Origin of the sequence: Pseudomonas sp. NPDC079367 (assembly GCF_044542195.1) — a bacterium.
Taxonomy (GTDB): Bacteria; Pseudomonadota; Gammaproteobacteria; order Pseudomonadales; family Pseudomonadaceae; genus Aquipseudomonas.
Genome location: NZ_JBITTW010000013.1, coordinates 308 through 18,331 on the forward strand (window position 1 = coordinate 308; position 18,024 = coordinate 18,331).

An 18,024-nucleotide genomic window follows, 5' to 3' on the forward strand; every position below is an offset into this window, starting at 1 on the left:
GTCTGCCCGGCCGCAAGATCATCGTCGACAGCTACGGCGGCAGGGCCCGTCACGGCGGCGGCGCGTTCTCCGGCAAGGATCCATCGAAGGTTGACCGTTCGGCTGCCTACGCTGGCCGTTACGTGGCCAAGAACATCGTCGCGGCCGGCCTGGCCGAGCGTTGCGAGATTCAGGTTTCCTACGCGATCGGTGTGGCCCAACCGACTTCGATCTCGCTGAACACCTTCGGCACCGGCAAGATCAGCGATGACAAGATCATCAAACTGGTGCGTGAAGTGTTCGACCTGCGTCCATACGCCATCACCACCATGCTCGACCTGCTGCACCCGATGTACCAGGAAACCGCAGCCTACGGCCACTTCGGTCGCGCGCCGCAGTCCAAGACCGTTGGCGAAGACAGCTTCACCACGTTCACCTGGGAAAAAACCGACCGCGCCGACGCCCTGCGTTCTGCCGCTGGCCTGTAAAACCCTGGCTGCATGAAAGCCCCGCACGGTTCGCGCCGTGCGGGGCTTTTTCATGCAAGAGCAAAAGTTCGCAGCCTTCGGACGATCATTTGACTTTGATCTAACGAAATACCCCGCAAAACACCCGCCCGACCTTGCTCGAAATTCTGACTAGCCTTCAAGAACTATCACTGAGCAAGGATGCTCACGATGCGCTCGCTGCTTGCCTTACTGCTGATTGTTATTGCCCATCCGACGCTCGCCAGCTGCCCCGACTGGACGGCTCTCAAAGCGCAAAAGCAAATCACCACCCTGCAGACCCAGATCGACCAATGGGACAACGCCTATCATCGCGAAGGCCGTTCATTGATCACCGACGAACTCTACGACCAGTCCCTGCTGCGACTGGAAAAATGGCGAGCCTGCTTCAACCAACCGTCATCACCGCAGCCGTTGCGCACCGCGTCCGGCACGGTTACCCACCCGATCGCCCACACCGGTCTGGACAAGCTGCACAAAGCCGAAGATGTCGCCAACTGGCTACGCGATCGCCAGAACGTCTGGGTGCAGCCCAAGGTCGACGGTGTGGCTGTCACGCTGATCTACCGCCAGGGAATATTGCGCCAGGCCATCAGTCGCGGTGACGGGGTCACTGGTCAAGACTGGACAGTCTCGGCGCGCAAGATCGCGACCATTCCGCAACGCCTGACGCAGCCACGGGATCTGCTGGTGCAGGGTGAACTCTACTGGCGCTTGAATGCACATGTGCAAGCCAGGTCCGGCAGTATTAATGCCCGCGCCACCGTGGCCGGCCTTATGGGGCGTAAAACCCTCGATGCCGAACAGGCCGCCGGGATCGGCCTGTTTGTTTGGGACTGGCCGCAAGGCCCGATAGACCTTCCTGAACGCTTGTCAGAACTGCAGACGCTGGGATTCGCGACAACCCAGACCTATGCACAACCCATCACCCGATTCGAAGACGCGCGACAATGGCGCGAACACTGGTATCGCTCGCCGCTGCCCTTTGCCAGTGACGGCGTGGTGTTGCGCCAGAACCAGCGGCCACCTGCGCACCGTTGGCAGCCCAAGGCACCTTATTGGGCGATTGCCTGGAAATACCCGTTCGCCCAGGCATTGGCCGAAGTGCGCAAGGTCAATTTCAACATCGGCCGCACCGGGCGCATCACGCCGGTACTGGAACTGCTGCCGGTCAGACTCGATGACCGCGAGATCAAACGGGTCAGCGTCAGCTCGCTCAAACGCTGGCAAACGCTCGACATCCGTCCGGGCGACCAGGTGGCAATCAGTCTGGCCGGGCTGACCATTCCACGTCTGGACAGTGTCGTGCTGCGCACCAGCGAACGGGCAGACATCCGCATTCCCCATGCCGGCGACTACCACGCCCTGAGCTGCTGGCAACCAACGCCCGGGTGTGAAAGCCAGTTTCTCGCGCGCCTGACCTGGCTCAGTGGCAAGCAGGGTCTGGCCATGCACCATGTCGGGCGTGGCACCTGGGAGAAACTTTTGGAAACAGGCCGCCTGAAACACCTGCTGGATTGGCTGACCCTCGACGCGTCAGAGCTTGCTAACATTGCCGGCCTCGGCGAGCGCAGCAGCGCACGCCTGATCCACAGTTTTCACGGCGCACGGCAACAGCCGTTCGCTCACTGGTTGAAAGCGCTGGGCATGCCACCGACCGGACAGGCACAACTGGAAGATTCATGGCAGGCCCTGGCACAACGCGACACTGAACAATGGCAGGCAGAAGCCGGCATCGGCCCGGGACGCGCGGCACAGCTGAGCGCATTTTTTCGCGATCCGCAGGTGCTGGCTTTGAGTGACACTCTCAAAGCCGCCGGAATCGACGGCTTCTGAATCTGCAATCCCCGCCTTGCGGGAACCCAACGGCCGGGCAGACGCTCCAACAGCGCAGTGCCCTCCAACCCCGATTGCCTATGCACATGGAGCTTTTATGAAATTTCTCGCACCGCTCGCCCTGCTTACTCTTTGCGGTGTCATGGCCGCTCCGGTCATGGCCGAAGAAGATGGCCCGGGCCTGACCGGTTGCGCTGCCAAGAAGCAGGGCATCATCAATCAGATCGAACAGGCCAAAACGCGCGGCAACATGGAGCAGCAGGCAGGTCTGGAAACCGCACTGCGCGAAGTGAACGAACACTGCACCGACGCCGGTTTGAAGAAAGAACGCGAAAACAAGGTGCTGGAGGCCAAGCATGAGGTGAGCCAGCGTCAGGCGGACCTCGACAAAGCCATGAAAAAAGGCGATCCGGAGAAGATCAACAAGCGTAAGGAAAAACTGGCAGAGTCGCGTAAAGAGCTGCAGGAAGCGCTGGACGAGATCGACAAGTAAGACTTTGGTTTCGTGGCGAATGGCAAACCGCGTTCGCGAGCAGGCTCGCTCCCACATGAACCACCTGGTCAAGGGTGGGAGCGAGCCTGCTCGCGAAGGTGTCAGCTCAAGCAATACAAATCAATGATCGCGAAACTCTTTATGGCAAGCACTGCAGGCATCTTCAACTTTCTGCACGGCCGGCCCGAGATTGCTGACCTTGTACGGCTGAACCTGGCTGGCAACCACCAGTTCACCGGTGGCGGCTTCAAGTGCGCGGGCCAGTTGCTGAAAACGCGCCTGTTTCTGCCAGACATCATCTTTGGCGCTGGTGTGATCTTCTTCGCGCACCTGCGGAAAATGCTTCCACGGTTCATGGGACAAGGCATCGAGCTTGACCGCACCCTCGGTGAATTTTGGCCCGTCGAACGCAATGCGCCCGCGCAACATGCCGCCCAGGTCTTCGCTGGTCTTGAGCATCTGCTTGAAGATGGCCTTGCGCTGGCCCAGCGGCGAATTCGGGTCAACGCCGCCACAGGCGGACAGGGTCAGGCAGGCCAGCAATACAACAGCAATTCGTTTGAGGGTCATGGCGGCTTCAGGTCGCGGAAATCGGCGGCCAGTATCCTCGCGTCACCGTCAAACACCAATAGCCCTATTAAAAATACGGGTTGCCTGAGCGCATGGAGCACTTGGGCAACCGGCACAGGAATCACTCCATGAATCGCCGTTTCCAGGCCTGGCGTCACCCACTGCTTGCCACCCTTCCCCTGCTGGCCGCACTCACTGGCTGCACCGGCGGTGACAGCGACAAACCGAAAACCCATGCACTGGCCACCTACTCAAGCGCCACTTGGGAAGCCCTGCCCGCTGTGTCCGACAGCGACCTGGTCGCCGGTTTCGGTTCGTGGCGCAGCGCCTGCACCCGTCTCAAAACCGACGCAGTGTGGGCCCCGACCTGCGCAGCGGCGGCCAATGTGCCGCAAAGCGCCGCCGAGATTCGCGCATTTCTCAAGCACAACCTCGATGTCTTCGGCCTGCGCGCCGAAAACGACAACCCCAACGGTCTGATCACGGGCTACTACGAACCGGTCTACCCCGGCAGCCTGACGCCGACCGCGTCAGCAAACGTGCCAGTGTATGGCGTGCCCGAGGACATGATCATTGTCTCGCTCGACAGCCTCTATCCGGAACTCAAAGGCAAGCGCCTGCGCGGCCGCCTCGAAGGTCGCGTGCTCAAGCCTTACGACGACGCGGCGACGATTGCATCCAAAGGCGTGAAAGCGCCCGTCGTTGCCTATCTGACTGATCCGATGAACCTGCAATTTCTGCAGATCCAGGGGTCGGGCCGGATTCAGACCGAGGACGGCAAACAGTTGCGCATCGCTTACGCCGACCAGAATGGCCACCCGTACCGGCCGATCGGTCGCTGGCTCGTCGAGCAGGGCGAGCTGAAGAAAGAAGACGTGACCATGAGCGCGATCAGCAATTGGGCCAAGGCCAACCCGACGCGCATCCCTGAGCTGCTCGCCAGCAATCCGAGCTACGTGTTTTTCACTCGCAACCCGGACAGCAACGAAGGCCCGCGCGGCTCGCTGAATGTGCCGCTGACAGCTGGCTACAGCGCGGCGGTGGATCGCAAGGTGATTCCGTTGGGCAGTCTGTTATGGCTGTCGACCACCAAACCTGATGGCACACCGCTGGTACGCCCGGTCGCGGCGCAGGACACCGGCGGCGCGATTGCCGGTGAGGTGCGCGCGGATCTGTTCTGGGGCACCGGCGATGCGGCCGGGCAACTGGCCGGAGACATGAAGCAGCAAGGGCAGATCTGGATGCTCTGGCCCAAAGGGGCAGCGTTGCCGCAAGTGCCGCAGGTGGCTGACGAACCCTAAAAGCAAAAGATCGCAGCCTTCGGCAGCTCCTACAGGAGTACGCATTCCTCTGTAGGCGCTGCCGCAGGCCGCGATCTTTTGATCCTGCTATCAGATAGACACAAAGAAGAACGAAGCAATCAACCCCATCCCGATAAACCACACCACCGAACGCAGTGCAGCCCAGTCGGCCAGGTAGCAAATGATGTACAGCAGGCGACTGGTGATAAACAGCACCGCCAGCACATTGACCGTTACCAGCTCCGCAGTGCCGACCAGATGTGCAACGATCACCGCTGCGGCAAAGGCCGGCGTCACTTCAAAGCTGTTCAGTTGCGCAGCATGGGCGCGACGGGCGACGCCATCGACGCTGTCGAGAAAATCCCTTGGATCGTAATTGTCCTTGAGGCGGAAACCGCCGGTTGCCTTCGCCACGATCGTGCACACGTACGGCAGAAAAATCGCGATCAACACACACCACAGAGCCACCGTCATAACGTCGTCCTTTTTTTCGATTCGAGTAATTGGCGAGCGGTCAGAACTTCATCACCAGCATGCCGATCAGCACCAGCCCACAGGCTAAGAGCCGCGGCCGGCCGAAAGGTTCTTTCAGGTAACGCATGCCGAACAGCACCACCAGAATCACGCTGATTTCGCGCAACGCCGCCGCTTCGGCGATCGACCCCAACTGCATCGCCCACAGCACCAGAGCGTAGCTGAACAACACACAGAACCCGACCGCCAGGCCCAGTCTCCATTGCTCGCGCCAGAACAGCAGGAATGCGGGGCGCCGGGCGACCCATGCCAACAGCGGAAACGGCCAGGCACTGAGCAACGTGACCCAGACCAGATAATCCAGCGGATGCGACCAACGCCGCAGCGCCTGACCATCGATGTAGGTATAGCAACCAATGCACAGGCCGATCAGCGCCACGACCGGCAGCATTGACCACGGCAAACGGCCGCCGCCACCGCCCTGCCACAGCAGGCAGACCATGCCCAACGGGATCAGCATGATTCCGAAAATCTGCTGCGTGCTCAGCTCCTCACCGGCGAACATCAGGGTCAACGCCAGCACTACCAGCGGCGAAAGCCCGCGCATCAACGGATAGACCAGACCCAGATCGCCCACGCGATAAGCCTGAATCAACAGATAGCGATACAGCAGCTCAAACGCCGCCGAAGCGAGAATCCATGGCCAGATCTCCGCAGGCGGCAAACTCACGAAGGGCAACGCGAGGGCGACGAACAACAGCGCCACGGTGTCCATGCACGCCACCACCAGCAGCCGCTCGGCACTGAACTTGATCAGGGTATTCCACGCCGCATGCAACAGCGCCGCCACCATTACCAGAGCTGTTGCCAGCACAATTGACTCCTTTGTTTTTATTATCTTGTTGGAGCGGCCGAAGGCTGCGATCTTTAGACCTTGTCTGTCAAAACCAAAAGCAAAAAACCGCAGCCTTCGGCAGCTTCTGCAGTGGACATAAAGTAATCCACACGACAACCAGTCAGATTATTGATTCGCCATGTGTCAGCAGCTGTTTATACTGCAACCCACCACGCCGTACTCAGCTGCACACCAAAAAAAAACCAATAAAAGCTGCCTGCTCCGCTTTCTCCGAAAACGGTCGCTGGCACGCGTATGCCTGATCAAAGCGTCAAGACGACTGACAGAGACCTTGCGCATGCCCCTCGCTTTGCTTGCACTCGCCGTTGCCGCGTTCGGCATCGGCACCACCGAATTCGTCATCATGGGCCTGCTACCCGATGTGGCCCGCGACCTTGCCGTGAGCATTCCACATGCCGGCCTGCTGATCACCGGTTACGCCCTGGGCGTGGTGTTCGGTGCACCGATTCTGGCGATCGGCACCGCCAACATGCCGCGCAGAGCAACGCTGTTGGGCATGACGCTGATGTTCATTCTTGGCAATGTGCTTTGCGCACTCGCGCCGAACTACGCAACGCTGATGGCGGCGCGCGTCGTCACGGCACTGTGTCATGGCGCGTTTTTCGGGATCGGCTCGGTGGTCGCCGCCGGGCTGGTCGCGCCAAACAAGCGCGCGCAAGCCATTGCGATGATGTTCACCGGCCTGACATTGGCCAACGTCCTCGGCGTGCCCTTGGGCACGGCGCTGGGTCAATACGCTGGCTGGCGTTCGACCTTCTGGGCGGTGTCGGTGATCGGCGTTGTTGCGGCGCTGGCGCAATGGTTGTGGTTGCCCAGACACATCGCGATGGACAAGGCCAACCTCGCCAGCGAATTCAAAGTACTGGGCAAGGCCAACGTGCTGCTGGCGCTGGGCATGAGCGTGCTGGCCTCGACCAGTCTGTTCAGCGTATTCACGTATATCGCACCGATCCTGCAAGACATCACTGGCGTCAGCCCCCACGGCGTGACGGTGATGCTGCTGTTGTTCGGCGTTGGCCTGACGGCAGGCAGCATGCTCGGCGGGCGCCTGGCCGATAGCCGTTTGTTGCCGTCGCTGGTCGGTGTAGCGCTGGCAGTCGTGGTAATTCTCGCGGCGTTCAGCCAGACCAGCCGTTCGGTAATTCCGGCGGCAATCACGCTGGTGCTGTGGGGGATTTTCGCCTTTGCGCTGTGCCCGATTCTGCAGCTGCTGATCATCGATCAGGCCCACGAAGCGCCGAATCTCGGCTCGACGCTGAACCAGAGCGCGTTCAACCTCGGTAACGCCGCAGGTGCCTGGATCGGCGGACTGGTAGTCGCCAGCGGCGCGGATCTGGCGGACTTGCCGTGGACCGGGGCACTGGTTGGCGTGCTGACGGTGCTGACGGCGCTGTTGTTCATCTACCTGCAACGGCGGCGGGCGAGTACGGTCAATGTGTCTGGCTGATTGTGGTGCCAGACCGAGCCCCCACCCCTTCAACTTCTGCGCCCAATCTCCGGTCGCACTCCATTCACCCTTCATCCAAAGGACTCCGGATGCTTGAACTTGTCGCCGCTTTTATCTGTTTGACCACCCTTCTGACCTTCGTCAATTTCCGTTTCATAGGCCTGCCGCCGACCATTGGCGTAATGGTCACAGCGCTGCTGTTTTCGCTGATCCTGCAAGGCCTCAGTGTCCTCGGTTTTCCCGGCCTCGAAGACCGCGTGCAGCAACTGATCGGCCAGATCGACTTCGGCGATCTGCTGATGAACTGGATGCTGTCGTTTCTGCTGTTCGCCGGCGCCCTGCACGTTAACCTGAATGACTTGCGCAGTTACCGGTGGCCGATCGGCCTGCTGGCCACCTTCGGCGTATTGATCGCCACCGTCGTCATCGGCAGCCTGGCTTTCTACATTTTTGCCCTCTTCGGCTGGCACGTGAGTTTCCTTTACTGCCTGTTGTTCGGCGCGCTGATTTCGCCGACCGATCCGATTGCCGTACTCGGCGTACTGCGTACGGCCAACGCTTCGAAACCATTGAAAACCACCATCGTCGGCGAATCGCTGTTCAACGACGGCACGGCGGTCGTGGTCTTCACCGTACTGCTGGGCATCGCGCAACTGGGCGAAACCCCGACTGTCGGTGCCACGGCGATGCTCTTCGTCCATGAGGCGATTGGCGGTGTGTTGTTCGGCGGGCTGATCGGCTATCTGGTCTATCGCATGATCAAAAGCGTCGAGCAGCATCAGATCACGGTAATGCTGACCCTGGCTCTGGTGATCGGCGGTTCGGCGATGTCCACCGAACTGCACGTTTCGGCACCGATCGCGATGGTGGTGGCCGGCCTGATCATCGGCAACCTTGGGCGCAATCTGGCAATGAACGACATGACCCGGCGCTACCTCGATGGCTTCTGGGAATTGCTCGATGACATGCTCAATGCGCTGCTGTTTGCACTGATCGGCATGGAGTTGTTGCTGCTCCCTTTCAACTGGTTGCACATGGCCGCAGCGGGTCTGCTGGCGGTGGCGATTCTGCTGTCGCGTCTGCTCACCGTGGCGCCGGCGATCCTGCTGCTGCGTCGGTGGCGCTCAGTGCCGGCCGGCACCATCCGCATCCTCACCTGGGGCGGCTTGCGCGGCGGTGTCTCGGTGGCACTGGCGCTGGCCCTGCCACTGGGCCCGGAACGCGATCTGTTGCTGAGCATCACCTACATCGTCGTGCTGTCGTCGATCCTGTTGCAGGGCCTGTCCATCGGCAAACTGGTCAAGCACGCGACGCGCAATGAGCCGACTGTAGCGAGCGAGTCTGCGCACTGACGCATCGCCGTGGCCCTTCATTGAGTTTCATCAAGGCGGGCTGCCGAGTAGATCGAGCAGGTGCCGCATCGCCAACGGGCGGTGCGGCGCCGAGCCGTGCATCACCACCAGCTCCCGTGAGTAAAGGTGTCCCTCCTCCACCGGCAAAACGTACAACCCTTCCAGCGCCATCCCGGACCATTGCGGTACCAGCGAAACGCCCATGCCCTGCGCAACCAGCATCACGATGGTCTCCAGCGCATCCAGTTCACACAGCACTTCGGGCTCGATTGCCTGTTCAGCAAGATATCGCTGAGCAATCTGACCGCCCCAGGAACGCGCGTCGTAACGAATCAAAGGTCCTTCGCGCAGCAGCGTATCGAGCGATTTTCCGACACATGCAGGCGGCGCAACCAGCACCAGCTTCTCGATCCTCAGCACCGTACAGGCCAATGCCTTCGGCGGCTGAAATGGCGGCCTCACCAGAATGGCCGCGTCCAGTTCGCCATTGAGCACTTTTTCGTAAAGGCTTTTCGAGTCACCCGGGGTGATCCTGAGTTTCAGGTTGGGTGCCGACAGTGTCAGGCGCTCGATCAAGTCTGGCAGTACGCCGGTCAGGGCGGTGGAAATGGCGCCGACTTTCACTTCGCCCGTTAATCCATCCTGGTGCAGGTCATGCTGCAATACCTGTGTCAGTTCAATAATTGCTTTGATCTTCGGCAAAGCCATCAGGCATTGATCCGACGGGTGCACCGCATGGGCTGTGCGCAGCAGCAGCGTACAGCCCAGGGTACGTTCGAGCGTCTGCACACGCTGACTGATTGCCGCCGCCGTACGATTTTCCCGCCGCGCCGCCGCTGCAATCGAGCCGGTTTCAATGACGGCCACCAGACTTCTCAGAAAGCGTACGTCCATAAGTTTTCCTTTCGCTCAGAACAAGGCGAAGCCGTTATGCCTCGCCGTACGGCCTGCTTAACCTGAGAGTTCCTTCACTCAGGGCTACCCCATGAACAGACCTTTTCACGCTGCATACCATGTTTGCGACCTGGACCAGTCGCGGATTTTTTATCGGGATGTGTTGGGCTGCATCGAGGGCCGCAGTACCGAGACATGGGTCGACTTCGATTTTTTCGGCAACCAGATCTCCCTGCATCTGGGCGTTCCGTTTGCCACTACCCGCTCCGGACAGGTAGGCGAGCACAAGGTGTTGATGCCGCACATTGGCGTCGTCCTGCCGCTGCAGGAGTGGCTGGCACTGGCTGAACGCTTGATCCGCCTCGGCACCCTTTTCGAGATTCCACCCGTGATCCGCTTTGCCGGCGAGCCAGGGGAACAACGCACAATGTTTTTCCTCGACCCGAGCGGTAATCCAATCGAAGTCAAAGGCTTCAAGGACTTCAACAACCTCTTCGCGCGCTGATTTCCCCACCAACAAACACAAGAAAAAAGGGGCACAACATGAGCAAGAAAAACACCTCGAGCCTTGTCACCCGCATCATGATCGGGCTGGTCGCCGGGATCGTCGTCGGCATCCTTCTCAACCAGTTTCCGGAGCACAAGGCATGGTTTATCGACAACCTGCTGCAGCCGGCCGGTGATCTGTTTATCCGGCTGATGAAGATGATCGTGGTGCCGCTGGTCTTTGCCTGCATGGTGGTCGGCATTGCTGGCGCCGGCAGCACAAAAGCGCTCGGGCGAGTCGGCATCAAGACGCTGGTCTACTTCTTTACCATCACCAGTATTGCCATCGTCTTCGGGCTGGTCGTCGGTAACGTATTCCAACCCGGCGCCGGCGCGGACTTCAGCAGCACCCTGCAAGCACCGGCATCCGCTTTGGCCACTGCCGGGGAAACGCAGAACCTTGGCCGAACGCTGGTCAACATCGTGCCCGATAACATCGTGCTGGCGATGTCCCAGGGCAAACTGCTGTCGGTGCTGTTTTTCGCTATTGTGTTCGGCTGCGCCTTGTCAATGCTGCCCGAGCAGCAAAGGGCGCCTTTGATCGCAGTCATGCAAGCCATTTCGGACACCATGTTCAAGGTTACCCATCTGGTCATGCACTATTCGCCGATCGGCATCTTCGGCCTGATCGGAGTCACCGTGGCCAGCTTCGGTCTCAGTGCGTTGATGCCGCTGGCCAAGCTGATCGCTGTCACTTACCTGGCGGTGTTGCTGTTCGCATTCGGCGTACTGGGGCTGGTGGCACGCATCGCCGGCATCGGATTTTTTCACCTTCTCAGGGAAATCCGCAGTGAACTCATACTGGCTTACAGCAGCGCGGCGTCCGCCACGGTGATGCCGCAACTGATTGAAAAAATGCAGCGATATGGCGCGCCGCGCTCAATCACCAGCATGGTCATTCCCTTGGGCTATTCATTCAATCTCGATGGCGCTTCACTGTTTGCAGGGCTGGGAACCCTGTTCATCGCCCAGGCTTACGGCATCGACCTGGGCTGGGCCGATCAAGCCATGCTGGTATTGATCATGGTGCTGACGTCCAAAGGGGCCGCAGGGGTGCCGGGCTTCATGTTCATCATTTTGACCGCGACGCTGACTACCGCAGGATTGCCGGTAGAAGGCGTCGCGATCATTGCTGGCGTCTATCGCCTGATGGACATGCCCGTCACCGCTCTCAATGTGCTGGGCAATGCCTTGGCGCCGTTGGTCATCGCCCGATGGGAGGGCCAGCTGAAAGCACCCGAGGACGCGGCAGCTGCAGATCAGCCGACGCTGCAAGCCTGAAGCTATTCGCCCCGGTGCTCGTTACCCACTGCGCGTTTACCTGCCGAGCCTGTTTCATCAGGGCTCGGCTTGTCAGCCTGCGGCGCACCGCTTTCGCTGCGAATCTGCGCATGGCTGATCAGCGCGAAGATGAAACTGCCGCCAATGATGTTCCCCGCCAATGTCGGCCCGGCGAATACCGCCCAGAAATCACTCCACGGCAATTCGCCGGCAAACACCAGATACGACACTTCCGCCGATCCGACGACGATATGGGTGAAGTCGCCCAGTGCCATGAAGTAAGTGATGAGGATGATGATCCACATCTTCGCGCTCTCCATGGACGGGATCATCCAGACCATGGTGGCGATCATCCAGCCGGAAACGATGCCCTTGGCAAACATCTGACTGGCACTGTGCTCCATGACCTTGCGGCCGATTTCGAGGAAGGCGACGTCGGTCTTGCTGTCGAAGATCGGCAGCTCCAGCATCACGTAGGCGACCAGAATCGTCCCGCAGAGGTTGCCGATCAGGACCACGCTCCACAGGCGGATCAATCGGGCGAAATTGAGCAGCGTCGGTTTGGTCATCACCGGTAGCACGGCGGTCAGGGTGTTCTCGGTGAACAGTTGCTGGCGCGCAAGGATCACTGCGAGGAACCCCGCGCAGTAGCCAAAACTGGCGATCACCTTGAATTCGTCACCATCAGGCAAGCGCGAATTGAGTAAACCCATGCCCATCAGCGACAGGCCCATGGTCAGGCCTGCCGCCAGCGCTGACCACCACAGCGCGGCAATGCTGCGCTCCAGCTCCTGATCGCCCTGGGTGCGGATGATTTCATGCAGAACGGCCGCGCGCGGCGGCTGGCTCTTCTCGACTTCGTGCTGTTCCTTGGCCGAGAGGTCGGGGGTCTTGTCGCTGGTGGGGGTGGTCATGGCGTGAGAACCGTGGGGGGTGGTGTTTAGCTACGACTCCCGCGGCTCACGACTGTTCAGTGGTCAGATAAAGATTCGGTGGCTGCACAACCGCATTCGCGAGCAAGCCCGCTCCCACAAGGGAACGCATTCCAATTCCAAATGTGGAGCGGGATTGCTTCCGCAAGGGAACGCATTCCAAATGTGGGAGCGGGCTTGCTCGCGAAGGGCGCGCCGCCCATGTCACCTGGTAACGGGTTCATCTTCCTGAAACTGGTCTTTCACATATTTGATCTCGGTCCGCCCGTGCGGCGCCGGCAGGCCGTCTTCGCCGAGATTGACGAACACCATCTTCTCGACGGTCAGGATGCTCTTGCGGGTGATCTTGTTGCGCACTTCGCAGGTCAGGGTGATCGAGGTGCGGCCGAATTCGGTGGCGGTGATGCCCAGTTCGATGATGTCGCCCTGGCGCGAGGCGCTGACGAAGTTGATTTCCGAGATGTACTTGGTCACGACACGCTGGTTGCCCAGTTGCACGATCGCGTAGATCGCTGCTTCTTCATCGATCCAGCGCAGCAGGCTGCCGCCGAACAGGGTGCCGTTGGGGTTGAGGTCTTCGGGTTTTACCCATTTGCGGGTGTGGAAATTCATGTTCACTCCTGAGCGCTTGCCGAAAGATGCGCCCATCTTGGCAGACCGATCAGTCAGGCTCCAGCCAGCTGCGACTATGGTCGCCATTGGCGATCTTCATCTGGCCGACAGAAACCCTTTGGAAGATCAGCCCGGGCGGCTATAATCGCCCCCGTTTTAAAACGGTCATCTTCGATTGATACCGTTTTCCCGCCACCTGTCCGAGGGGCGCTGCAGCAGGTTCGACCTGTCAGGCTCGGATGGGGCGTTGACCGGCTCACGCCGGACACTAAACGCACAACGGCGCCCATTCGCATACATTACGAATGGAGGCTCTTCATGAGCGCTGTCAACACGCCTGCCGATTTTACCGATTACAAAGTTGCCGACATGTCCCTGGCTGCCTGGGGCCGTCGCGAAACCATCATCGCCGAATCGGAAATGCCTGCCCTGATGGGCCTGCGCCGCAAGTACGCCTCCGAGCAGCCGCTCAAGGGCGCGAAAATCCTCGGCTGCATCCACATGACCATTCAGACTGCCGTGCTGATCGAAACCCTGGTTGCCCTGGGTGCCGAAGTGCGCTGGTCGTCCTGCAACATTTTCTCCACTCAGGATCAGGCCGCTGCCGCTATCGCCGCTGCCGGTATCCCGGTGTTCGCCTGGAAAGGCGAGACTGAAGAAGAGTACGAGTGGTGCCTGGAGCAGACCATCCTCAAGGACGGTCAGCCATGGGACGCCAACATGATCCTTGACGACGGCGGCGATCTCACCGAGCTGCTGCACAAGAAATACCCGCAAGTGCTCGATCGCGTTCACGGCGTGACCGAAGAAACCACCACCGGCGTACACCGTCTGCTGGACATGCTGGCCAAGGGCGAGCTGAAGATCCCGGCCATCAACGTCAACGACTCGGTGACCAAGTCCAAGAACGACAACAAGTACGGCTGCCGTCACAGCCTGAACGATGCGATCAAGCGTGGCACCGACCACCTGCTGTCCGGCAAGCAAGCGCTGGTCATCGGTTACGGTGACGTGGGCAAGGGCTCGGCCCAGTCCCTGCGTCAGGAAGGCATGATCGTCAAGGTTTCCGAAGTCGACCCGATCTGCGCCATGCAAGCGTGCATGGACGGTTTCGAACTGGTATCGCCGTTCATCGACGGTATCAACGACGGTTCCGAAGCGAGCATCGACAAAGCACTGCTGGGCAAGATCGACCTGATCGTGACCACCACCGGTAACGTCAATGTTTGCGACGCGAACATGCTCAAGGCCCTGAAGAAGCGCGCTGTGGTCTGCAACATCGGTCACTTCGACAACGAAATCGATACCGCTTTCATGCGCAAGAACTGGGCATGGGAAGAAGTGAAGCCACAGGTGCACAAGGTTCACCGCACCGGCGCCGGCAGCTTCGATCCACAGAACGACGACTACCTGATCCTGCTGGCCGAAGGCCGTCTGGTGAACCTGGGCAACGCCACCGGTCACCCGAGCCGCATCATGGACGGTTCGTTCGCCAACCAGGTTCTGGCTCAGATCTTCCTGTTCGGCCAGAAGTACGCCGACCTGTCGCCAGCGCAGAAAGCCGAGCGTCTGACCGTTGAAGTGCTGCCCAAGAAACTCGACGAAGAAGTGGCCCTGGAAATGGTCCGCGGCTTCGGCGGTGTGGTCACCCAACTGACCAAGCAACAGGCTGACTACATCGGCGTCACCGTCGAAGGCCCGTTCAAGCCGCACGCTTATCGCTACTGATTGACGCGTCGGCCTGCCTCCCCTGTGGGAGCGGGCTTGCCCGCGAAGGCGATCAGTCCTTCAACATCTTTGTTGACTGACCCAGCGCATTCGCGAGCAAGCCCGCTCCCACAGGGGCTTTGCAAGCTTCAAAGGCTTTGTGTTCCAAAGGGTATGACCATGTCCCAAGACCGTCGCTACAGCTTCGAGTTTTTCCCGACCAAGACCGATGCCGGGCAGGAAAAGCTGCTCGCCACTGCCCGTCAACTGGCCACTTACAACCCTGATTTCTTTTCCTGCACCTACGGCGCTGGCGGCTCGACCCGTGACCGCACGCTCAATACCGTGTTGCAGCTCGAAAGCGAAGTCAAAGTACCCGCCGCACCGCACCTGTCGTGCGTCGGCGACAGCAAGGACGACCTGCGCGGCCTGCTGAACGAATACAAGGCTGCCGGCATCAAGCGCATCGTCGCCCTGCGTGGCGATTTGCCGTCCGGCATGGGCATGACCAGCGGTGAGCTGCGTCACGCCAATGAACTGGTCGAATTCATTCGTGAAGAGACCGGCGACCATTTCCACATCGAAGTCGCCGCCTACCCGGAGATGCATCCGCAGGCGCGCAACTATGAGGACGATCTCGCCAACTTCGTGCGCAAGGCCCGTGCCGGTGCCGACAGCGCGATCACCCAGTACTTCTTCAACGCCGACAGCTACTTCTACTTCGTCGACCGTTTGCAGGCACTGGGCGTGGATCTGCCGATCGTGCCGGGGATCATGCCGATCACCAACTACAGCAAACTCGCGCGTTTCTCCGATGCCTGCGGTGCGGAAATCCCGCGCTGGATCCGCAAGCAACTGGAGGCTTACGGCGATGACACGCAAAGCATTCAACGTTTTGGCGAGCAAGTCGTCAGCGAGATGTGCGAACGCCTGTTGCAGGGTGGCGCACCGGGACTGCACTTCTACTCGATGAACCAGGCCGAACCTAGCCTGGCGATCTGGAACAACCTCAAGCTACCGCGCTGAAGGGTTTTCATGCGGTACAAAAGGCCCTGATCGGGCCTTTTCACTAAAAAGCACCAATGGAATGTTGTCGTCAATGATCTGCGCGCAAACAAAAAAACGCCCTCAACTGGTCTATCTGGTTTTCGGCGCCGAGACCTACCATCAAGAAGCTGTTTTCAGCATCGCCAGTGCTTTGGCGTGGTTGCGCGAAACACCGGATGCCCCGATCGACATCCAGGTCTTCACCGACAATCCGCAACCCTATGAACAGCTTCCCGTACGTGTTCGCCCTCTTGACGCGCAAACGCGCCAGACATGGAGCGAGCCCCACGGTTATCACTTCCGCATCAAACACGTCGCATTGCGCTCGGTACTGGCCGAATACGAAACGGCGCTGTTGATCGACACCGATACGTTTTTCCACTGCTCGCCGCTCAAACTGTTCGAGCGGGTGCAGCCCGGCACCCTGCTGTGCAATGACTACCACGCCCGATATGGCGACAACAAAGCGAGCCTGCTTTACCGCACACTGTCGGCAACACTGCTGGACAAGGGCCTGACTGACGATCACATGCGCCTGCTCAACTCTGGCGTCATCGGTTTGCACCGGCAGGACGCCCATGTGCTCGACCGCTCCATCGCCTTGATTGATGAATTGTTTCCGGCTGCACAGGGCGCCTACACCCTCGAAGAGTTCTGCCTGTCAGTGGCCGCCTATCGCACGCTGGACGTCAACAAGTGCCCGGACCTGATCCATCATTACTGGAGTCGCAAACATCTGTTCAGGGCCAAGGTTCAGGCCTGGGTCGCCAAACACGGCGACAATCCGACCGGCCAGGCTGCACTGGACGACACCCGCCGCGTATCTCCGCAATTGCCCCGACCACCGCGCCTGCAGCGCGTGTTTCACAAGCTCATTACGCTGCTGTTGCCGGCACATCTGCGTCAGTTCATCCGCGAAATCCTCTACGGCTGCTATGAACACCCCAACGAGTTCGATCAGGCGTGTGCACGGGTGTGGTGGGACAAGGCGCTGCAAAACCAGCAGGAACGCATTGGCAAGCCGGTTTGCCAGCACTTGCTCAAAGACTGGTTCAGTCGTGGCCTGGTCAAGCGGATCCTGGGAACACGCCACGCAACGGTCCATCAACATTTGCTCAAAACTTCGAGCAAATAAGGCTGTTGCGGCCAATCCGCACGGGGACTGCGCGAAACATGCATGCCAGAGCTTCTCATCTGGCGTTTCGCGTACTAACCTCAGGCCATGCCCGTCATCGCCCAACTGCTGAGCGTTATCCTTCTGACTTGCCTGAGCTTCGCCGCTCGGGGCGAGAAGTTGCGCATTGTCACCGAGCCATGGGCGCCGTACGTGTACGAACAGGGCGGGCAGAACCTCGGTCTGGACTACGAAACCACAGCCATCGTGTTCAAGCGGTTGGGCATTGAAGTCCAATGGCAGTTCCTGCCGTGGAAGCGCTGCCTGTCGATGCTTGAAACCGGTCAGGCCGACGGTGCGCTGGACATTTTTCACAGCGCCGAGCGTGATGCCACCCTGCTCTACCCCAGCGAACCGTTGTCCGACGTTGAATTCGTGATGTTCTACGCCAACGATCGGCCGCACCCGTTCAGCACACTCGAACAGCTCAAGGGCCTGACCATCGGCACCTCGCCGGGCTATCTGTACAGCCCGGATTTCAGCCAGTCGAACTTGTTCAACCGCGAACCGGCGCCCACCCATGAGGCCAACTTCGGCAAACTGGTGCGCGGGCGTATCGACCTGCTGATCACTGATCGCCGCGTCGGCCAGCATTTGCTCGATGAACTGAATATTCGCGATCTGATCACGGAAAACCCGACAGTTATCAGCCGTCAGAGCCAGTTTCTTGCAGTTCGGCGCAATGCCGGCATGGACTTGCTGGTGCAGCGTTTCGGCGCCGAGCTCAAGCGTTTCAAGCGCGAACCGGCCTACGCCGAGCTCAGCGCGCGCTACGGTGCCGCACCTGTTGATGGCGCACCAATGCGCTCGGCCACGGCCGGCGGCAAAACCGTTGAGCAGCAGGAAAGCAGCGCGCAGTGATTGCTCTGTTATACTCCGGCGTTCCCGCCAGGCTCACGCCCGGACGCCCGGAACCGTAACAGGCCTCACGACCCGCTACAGCGCAGCTTTCAGCCC

Annotated in this window: 18 protein-coding genes and 1 riboswitch; of the genes, 12 read left to right on the forward strand and 6 right to left on the reverse strand. The window is 60.0% G+C overall.

From position 1 onward, the window contains the following. The 3 genes from ACIGDJ_RS13160 to ACIGDJ_RS13170 all read left to right on the forward strand — a co-directional run. Positions 1-467: methionine adenosyltransferase domain-containing protein (locus ACIGDJ_RS13160; protein WP_397504561.1), on the forward strand; the 467-nt coding region annotated here is incomplete at its 5' end. A gap of 189 nt (positions 468-656) precedes the next feature. Further along, positions 657-2,321, forward strand: coding sequence for an NAD-dependent DNA ligase LigB (gene ligB, locus ACIGDJ_RS13165; RefSeq protein WP_397478627.1), 1,665 nt, complete (start codon positions 657-659; stop codon positions 2,319-2,321). A gap of 97 nt (positions 2,322-2,418) precedes the next feature. Continuing rightward, the gene (locus tag ACIGDJ_RS13170) at positions 2,419-2,814 is read left to right on the forward strand and encodes a DUF1090 domain-containing protein (protein WP_312999588.1); all 396 of its coding nucleotides are present in this window, start codon (positions 2,419-2,421) and stop codon (positions 2,812-2,814) included. Between the two features lie 120 nt (positions 2,815-2,934). On the opposite strand, the gene ACIGDJ_RS13175 is transcribed toward ACIGDJ_RS13170, so the two are convergent. Beyond that, positions 2,935-3,384, reverse strand: a complete 450-nt coding sequence (locus tag ACIGDJ_RS13175) for a cytochrome c (protein ID WP_312999589.1) — start codon at positions 3,382-3,384, stop codon at positions 2,935-2,937. 128 nt (positions 3,385-3,512) lie between these two features. Between ACIGDJ_RS13175 and ACIGDJ_RS13180 the strand changes: the two genes are divergently transcribed. Further along, a complete protein-coding gene (locus ACIGDJ_RS13180; protein WP_101161137.1) occupies positions 3,513-4,685 on the forward strand; it encodes a murein transglycosylase A in 1,173 nt (390 codons plus the stop codon). Between the two features lie 90 nt (positions 4,686-4,775). Here ACIGDJ_RS13180 and ACIGDJ_RS13185 read toward each other — a convergent pair whose 3' ends face one another. After that, positions 4,776-5,159 (reverse strand): MAPEG family protein, encoded by a 384-nt coding sequence (locus ACIGDJ_RS13185; protein WP_024014628.1) that lies wholly within the window; start codon positions 5,157-5,159, stop codon positions 4,776-4,778. A gap of 40 nt (positions 5,160-5,199) precedes the next feature. Then, complete coding sequence (locus ACIGDJ_RS13190; RefSeq protein WP_101161140.1) at positions 5,200-6,033, reverse strand: EamA family transporter; 834 nt, start codon at positions 6,031-6,033, stop codon at positions 5,200-5,202. A gap of 319 nt (positions 6,034-6,352) precedes the next feature. Here ACIGDJ_RS13190 and ACIGDJ_RS13195 point away from each other — a divergent pair, with 319 nt between their 5' ends. Together ACIGDJ_RS13195 and ACIGDJ_RS13200 are read left to right on the forward strand one after the other, a co-directional pair. Further along, the gene (locus ACIGDJ_RS13195) at positions 6,353-7,522 is read left to right on the forward strand and encodes an MFS transporter (protein ID WP_101161143.1); all 1,170 of its coding nucleotides are present in this window, start codon (positions 6,353-6,355) and stop codon (positions 7,520-7,522) included. Positions 7,523-7,611: 89 nt separating this feature from the next. Beyond that, positions 7,612-8,874: a cation:proton antiporter gene (locus ACIGDJ_RS13200; protein ID WP_397478628.1), complete on the forward strand. Its 1,263-nt coding sequence runs from the start codon at positions 7,612-7,614 to the stop codon at positions 8,872-8,874. A 30-nt stretch (positions 8,875-8,904) separates the two neighbouring features. Here the strand turns inward: ACIGDJ_RS13200 and ACIGDJ_RS13205 are convergent, their stop codons facing one another. Then, a complete protein-coding gene (locus tag ACIGDJ_RS13205) occupies positions 8,905-9,768 on the reverse strand; it encodes a LysR family transcriptional regulator (protein ID WP_101161149.1) in 864 nt (287 codons plus the stop codon). Between the two features lie 91 nt (positions 9,769-9,859). Here ACIGDJ_RS13205 and ACIGDJ_RS13210 point away from each other — a divergent pair, with 91 nt between their 5' ends. Both ACIGDJ_RS13210 and ACIGDJ_RS13215 read left to right on the forward strand, forming a co-directional pair. Next, on the forward strand, positions 9,860-10,273 hold the full coding sequence (locus ACIGDJ_RS13210) for a VOC family protein (protein ID WP_101161152.1): 414 nt from the start codon (positions 9,860-9,862) through the stop codon (positions 10,271-10,273). 77 nt (positions 10,274-10,350) lie between these two features. Continuing rightward, complete coding sequence (locus ACIGDJ_RS13215) at positions 10,351-11,595, forward strand: cation:dicarboxylate symporter family transporter (protein ID WP_371918394.1); 1,245 nt, start codon at positions 10,351-10,353, stop codon at positions 11,593-11,595. Between the two features lie 2 nt (positions 11,596-11,597). On the opposite strand, the gene ACIGDJ_RS13220 is transcribed toward ACIGDJ_RS13215, so the two are convergent. Both ACIGDJ_RS13220 and ACIGDJ_RS13225 read right to left on the reverse strand, forming a co-directional pair. Continuing rightward, positions 11,598-12,509, reverse strand: coding sequence for a formate/nitrite transporter family protein (locus ACIGDJ_RS13220; RefSeq protein WP_312999591.1), 912 nt, complete (start codon positions 12,507-12,509; stop codon positions 11,598-11,600). A gap of 222 nt (positions 12,510-12,731) precedes the next feature. Further along, positions 12,732-13,139 (reverse strand): acyl-CoA thioesterase, encoded by a 408-nt coding sequence (locus ACIGDJ_RS13225; protein WP_101161159.1) that lies wholly within the window; start codon positions 13,137-13,139, stop codon positions 12,732-12,734. A gap of 196 nt (positions 13,140-13,335) precedes the next feature. Further along, positions 13,336-13,434, forward strand: a riboswitch (S-adenosyl-L-homocysteine riboswitch). A gap of 23 nt (positions 13,435-13,457) precedes the next feature. Here ACIGDJ_RS13225 and ahcY point away from each other — a divergent pair. The 4 genes from ahcY to ACIGDJ_RS13245 all read left to right on the forward strand — a co-directional run bounded on the left by ahcY (position 13,458) and on the right by ACIGDJ_RS13245 (position 17,928). Continuing rightward, positions 13,458-14,867, forward strand: coding sequence for an adenosylhomocysteinase (ahcY, locus tag ACIGDJ_RS13230; RefSeq protein WP_039757587.1), 1,410 nt, complete (start codon positions 13,458-13,460; stop codon positions 14,865-14,867). Positions 14,868-15,026: 159 nt separating this feature from the next. Further along, positions 15,027-15,872, forward strand: coding sequence for a methylenetetrahydrofolate reductase [NAD(P)H] (gene metF, locus ACIGDJ_RS13235; RefSeq protein WP_101161786.1), 846 nt, complete (start codon positions 15,027-15,029; stop codon positions 15,870-15,872). Between the two features lie 73 nt (positions 15,873-15,945). Beyond that, positions 15,946-17,028 carry a hypothetical protein gene (locus ACIGDJ_RS13240; protein WP_101161162.1) on the forward strand — a complete coding sequence of 361 codons (1,083 nt, stop codon included), beginning with the start codon at positions 15,946-15,948 and terminating at the stop codon, positions 17,026-17,028. Between the two features lie 87 nt (positions 17,029-17,115). Then, positions 17,116-17,928 (forward strand): substrate-binding periplasmic protein, encoded by an 813-nt coding sequence (locus tag ACIGDJ_RS13245; RefSeq protein ID WP_397478630.1) that lies wholly within the window; start codon positions 17,116-17,118, stop codon positions 17,926-17,928. The last annotated feature ends 96 nt before the right edge of the window (positions 17,929-18,024 follow it).

Coding starts and splice junctions, on each gene's coding strand:
- ligB (WP_397478627.1), top strand. CDS start 657: ATGCGCTCGCTGCTTGCCTTACTGCTGATTGTTATTGCCCATCCGACG.
- ACIGDJ_RS13170 (WP_312999588.1), top strand. CDS start 2,419: ATGAAATTTCTCGCACCGCTCGCCCTGCTTACTCTTTGCGGTGTCATG.
- ACIGDJ_RS13175 (WP_312999589.1), bottom strand. CDS start 3,384: ATGACCCTCAAACGAATTGCTGTTGTATTGCTGGCCTGCCTGACCCTG.
- ACIGDJ_RS13180 (WP_101161137.1), top strand. CDS start 3,513: ATGAATCGCCGTTTCCAGGCCTGGCGTCACCCACTGCTTGCCACCCTT.
- ACIGDJ_RS13185 (WP_024014628.1), bottom strand. CDS start 5,159: ATGACGGTGGCTCTGTGGTGTGTGTTGATCGCGATTTTTCTGCCGTAC.
- ACIGDJ_RS13195 (WP_101161143.1), top strand. CDS start 6,353: ATGCCCCTCGCTTTGCTTGCACTCGCCGTTGCCGCGTTCGGCATCGGC.
- ACIGDJ_RS13200 (WP_397478628.1), top strand. CDS start 7,612: ATGCTTGAACTTGTCGCCGCTTTTATCTGTTTGACCACCCTTCTGACC.
- ACIGDJ_RS13205 (WP_101161149.1), bottom strand. CDS start 9,768: ATGGACGTACGCTTTCTGAGAAGTCTGGTGGCCGTCATTGAAACCGGC.
- ACIGDJ_RS13210 (WP_101161152.1), top strand. CDS start 9,860: ATGAACAGACCTTTTCACGCTGCATACCATGTTTGCGACCTGGACCAG.
- ACIGDJ_RS13215 (WP_371918394.1), top strand. CDS start 10,351: ATGATCGGGCTGGTCGCCGGGATCGTCGTCGGCATCCTTCTCAACCAG.
- ACIGDJ_RS13220 (WP_312999591.1), bottom strand. CDS start 12,509: ATGACCACCCCCACCAGCGACAAGACCCCCGACCTCTCGGCCAAGGAA.
- ACIGDJ_RS13225 (WP_101161159.1), bottom strand. CDS start 13,139: ATGAATTTCCACACCCGCAAATGGGTAAAACCCGAAGACCTCAACCCC.
- ahcY (WP_039757587.1), top strand. CDS start 13,458: ATGAGCGCTGTCAACACGCCTGCCGATTTTACCGATTACAAAGTTGCC.
- metF (WP_101161786.1), top strand. CDS start 15,027: ATGTCCCAAGACCGTCGCTACAGCTTCGAGTTTTTCCCGACCAAGACC.
- ACIGDJ_RS13240 (WP_101161162.1), top strand. CDS start 15,946: ATGATCTGCGCGCAAACAAAAAAACGCCCTCAACTGGTCTATCTGGTT.
- ACIGDJ_RS13245 (WP_397478630.1), top strand. CDS start 17,116: ATGCCCGTCATCGCCCAACTGCTGAGCGTTATCCTTCTGACTTGCCTG.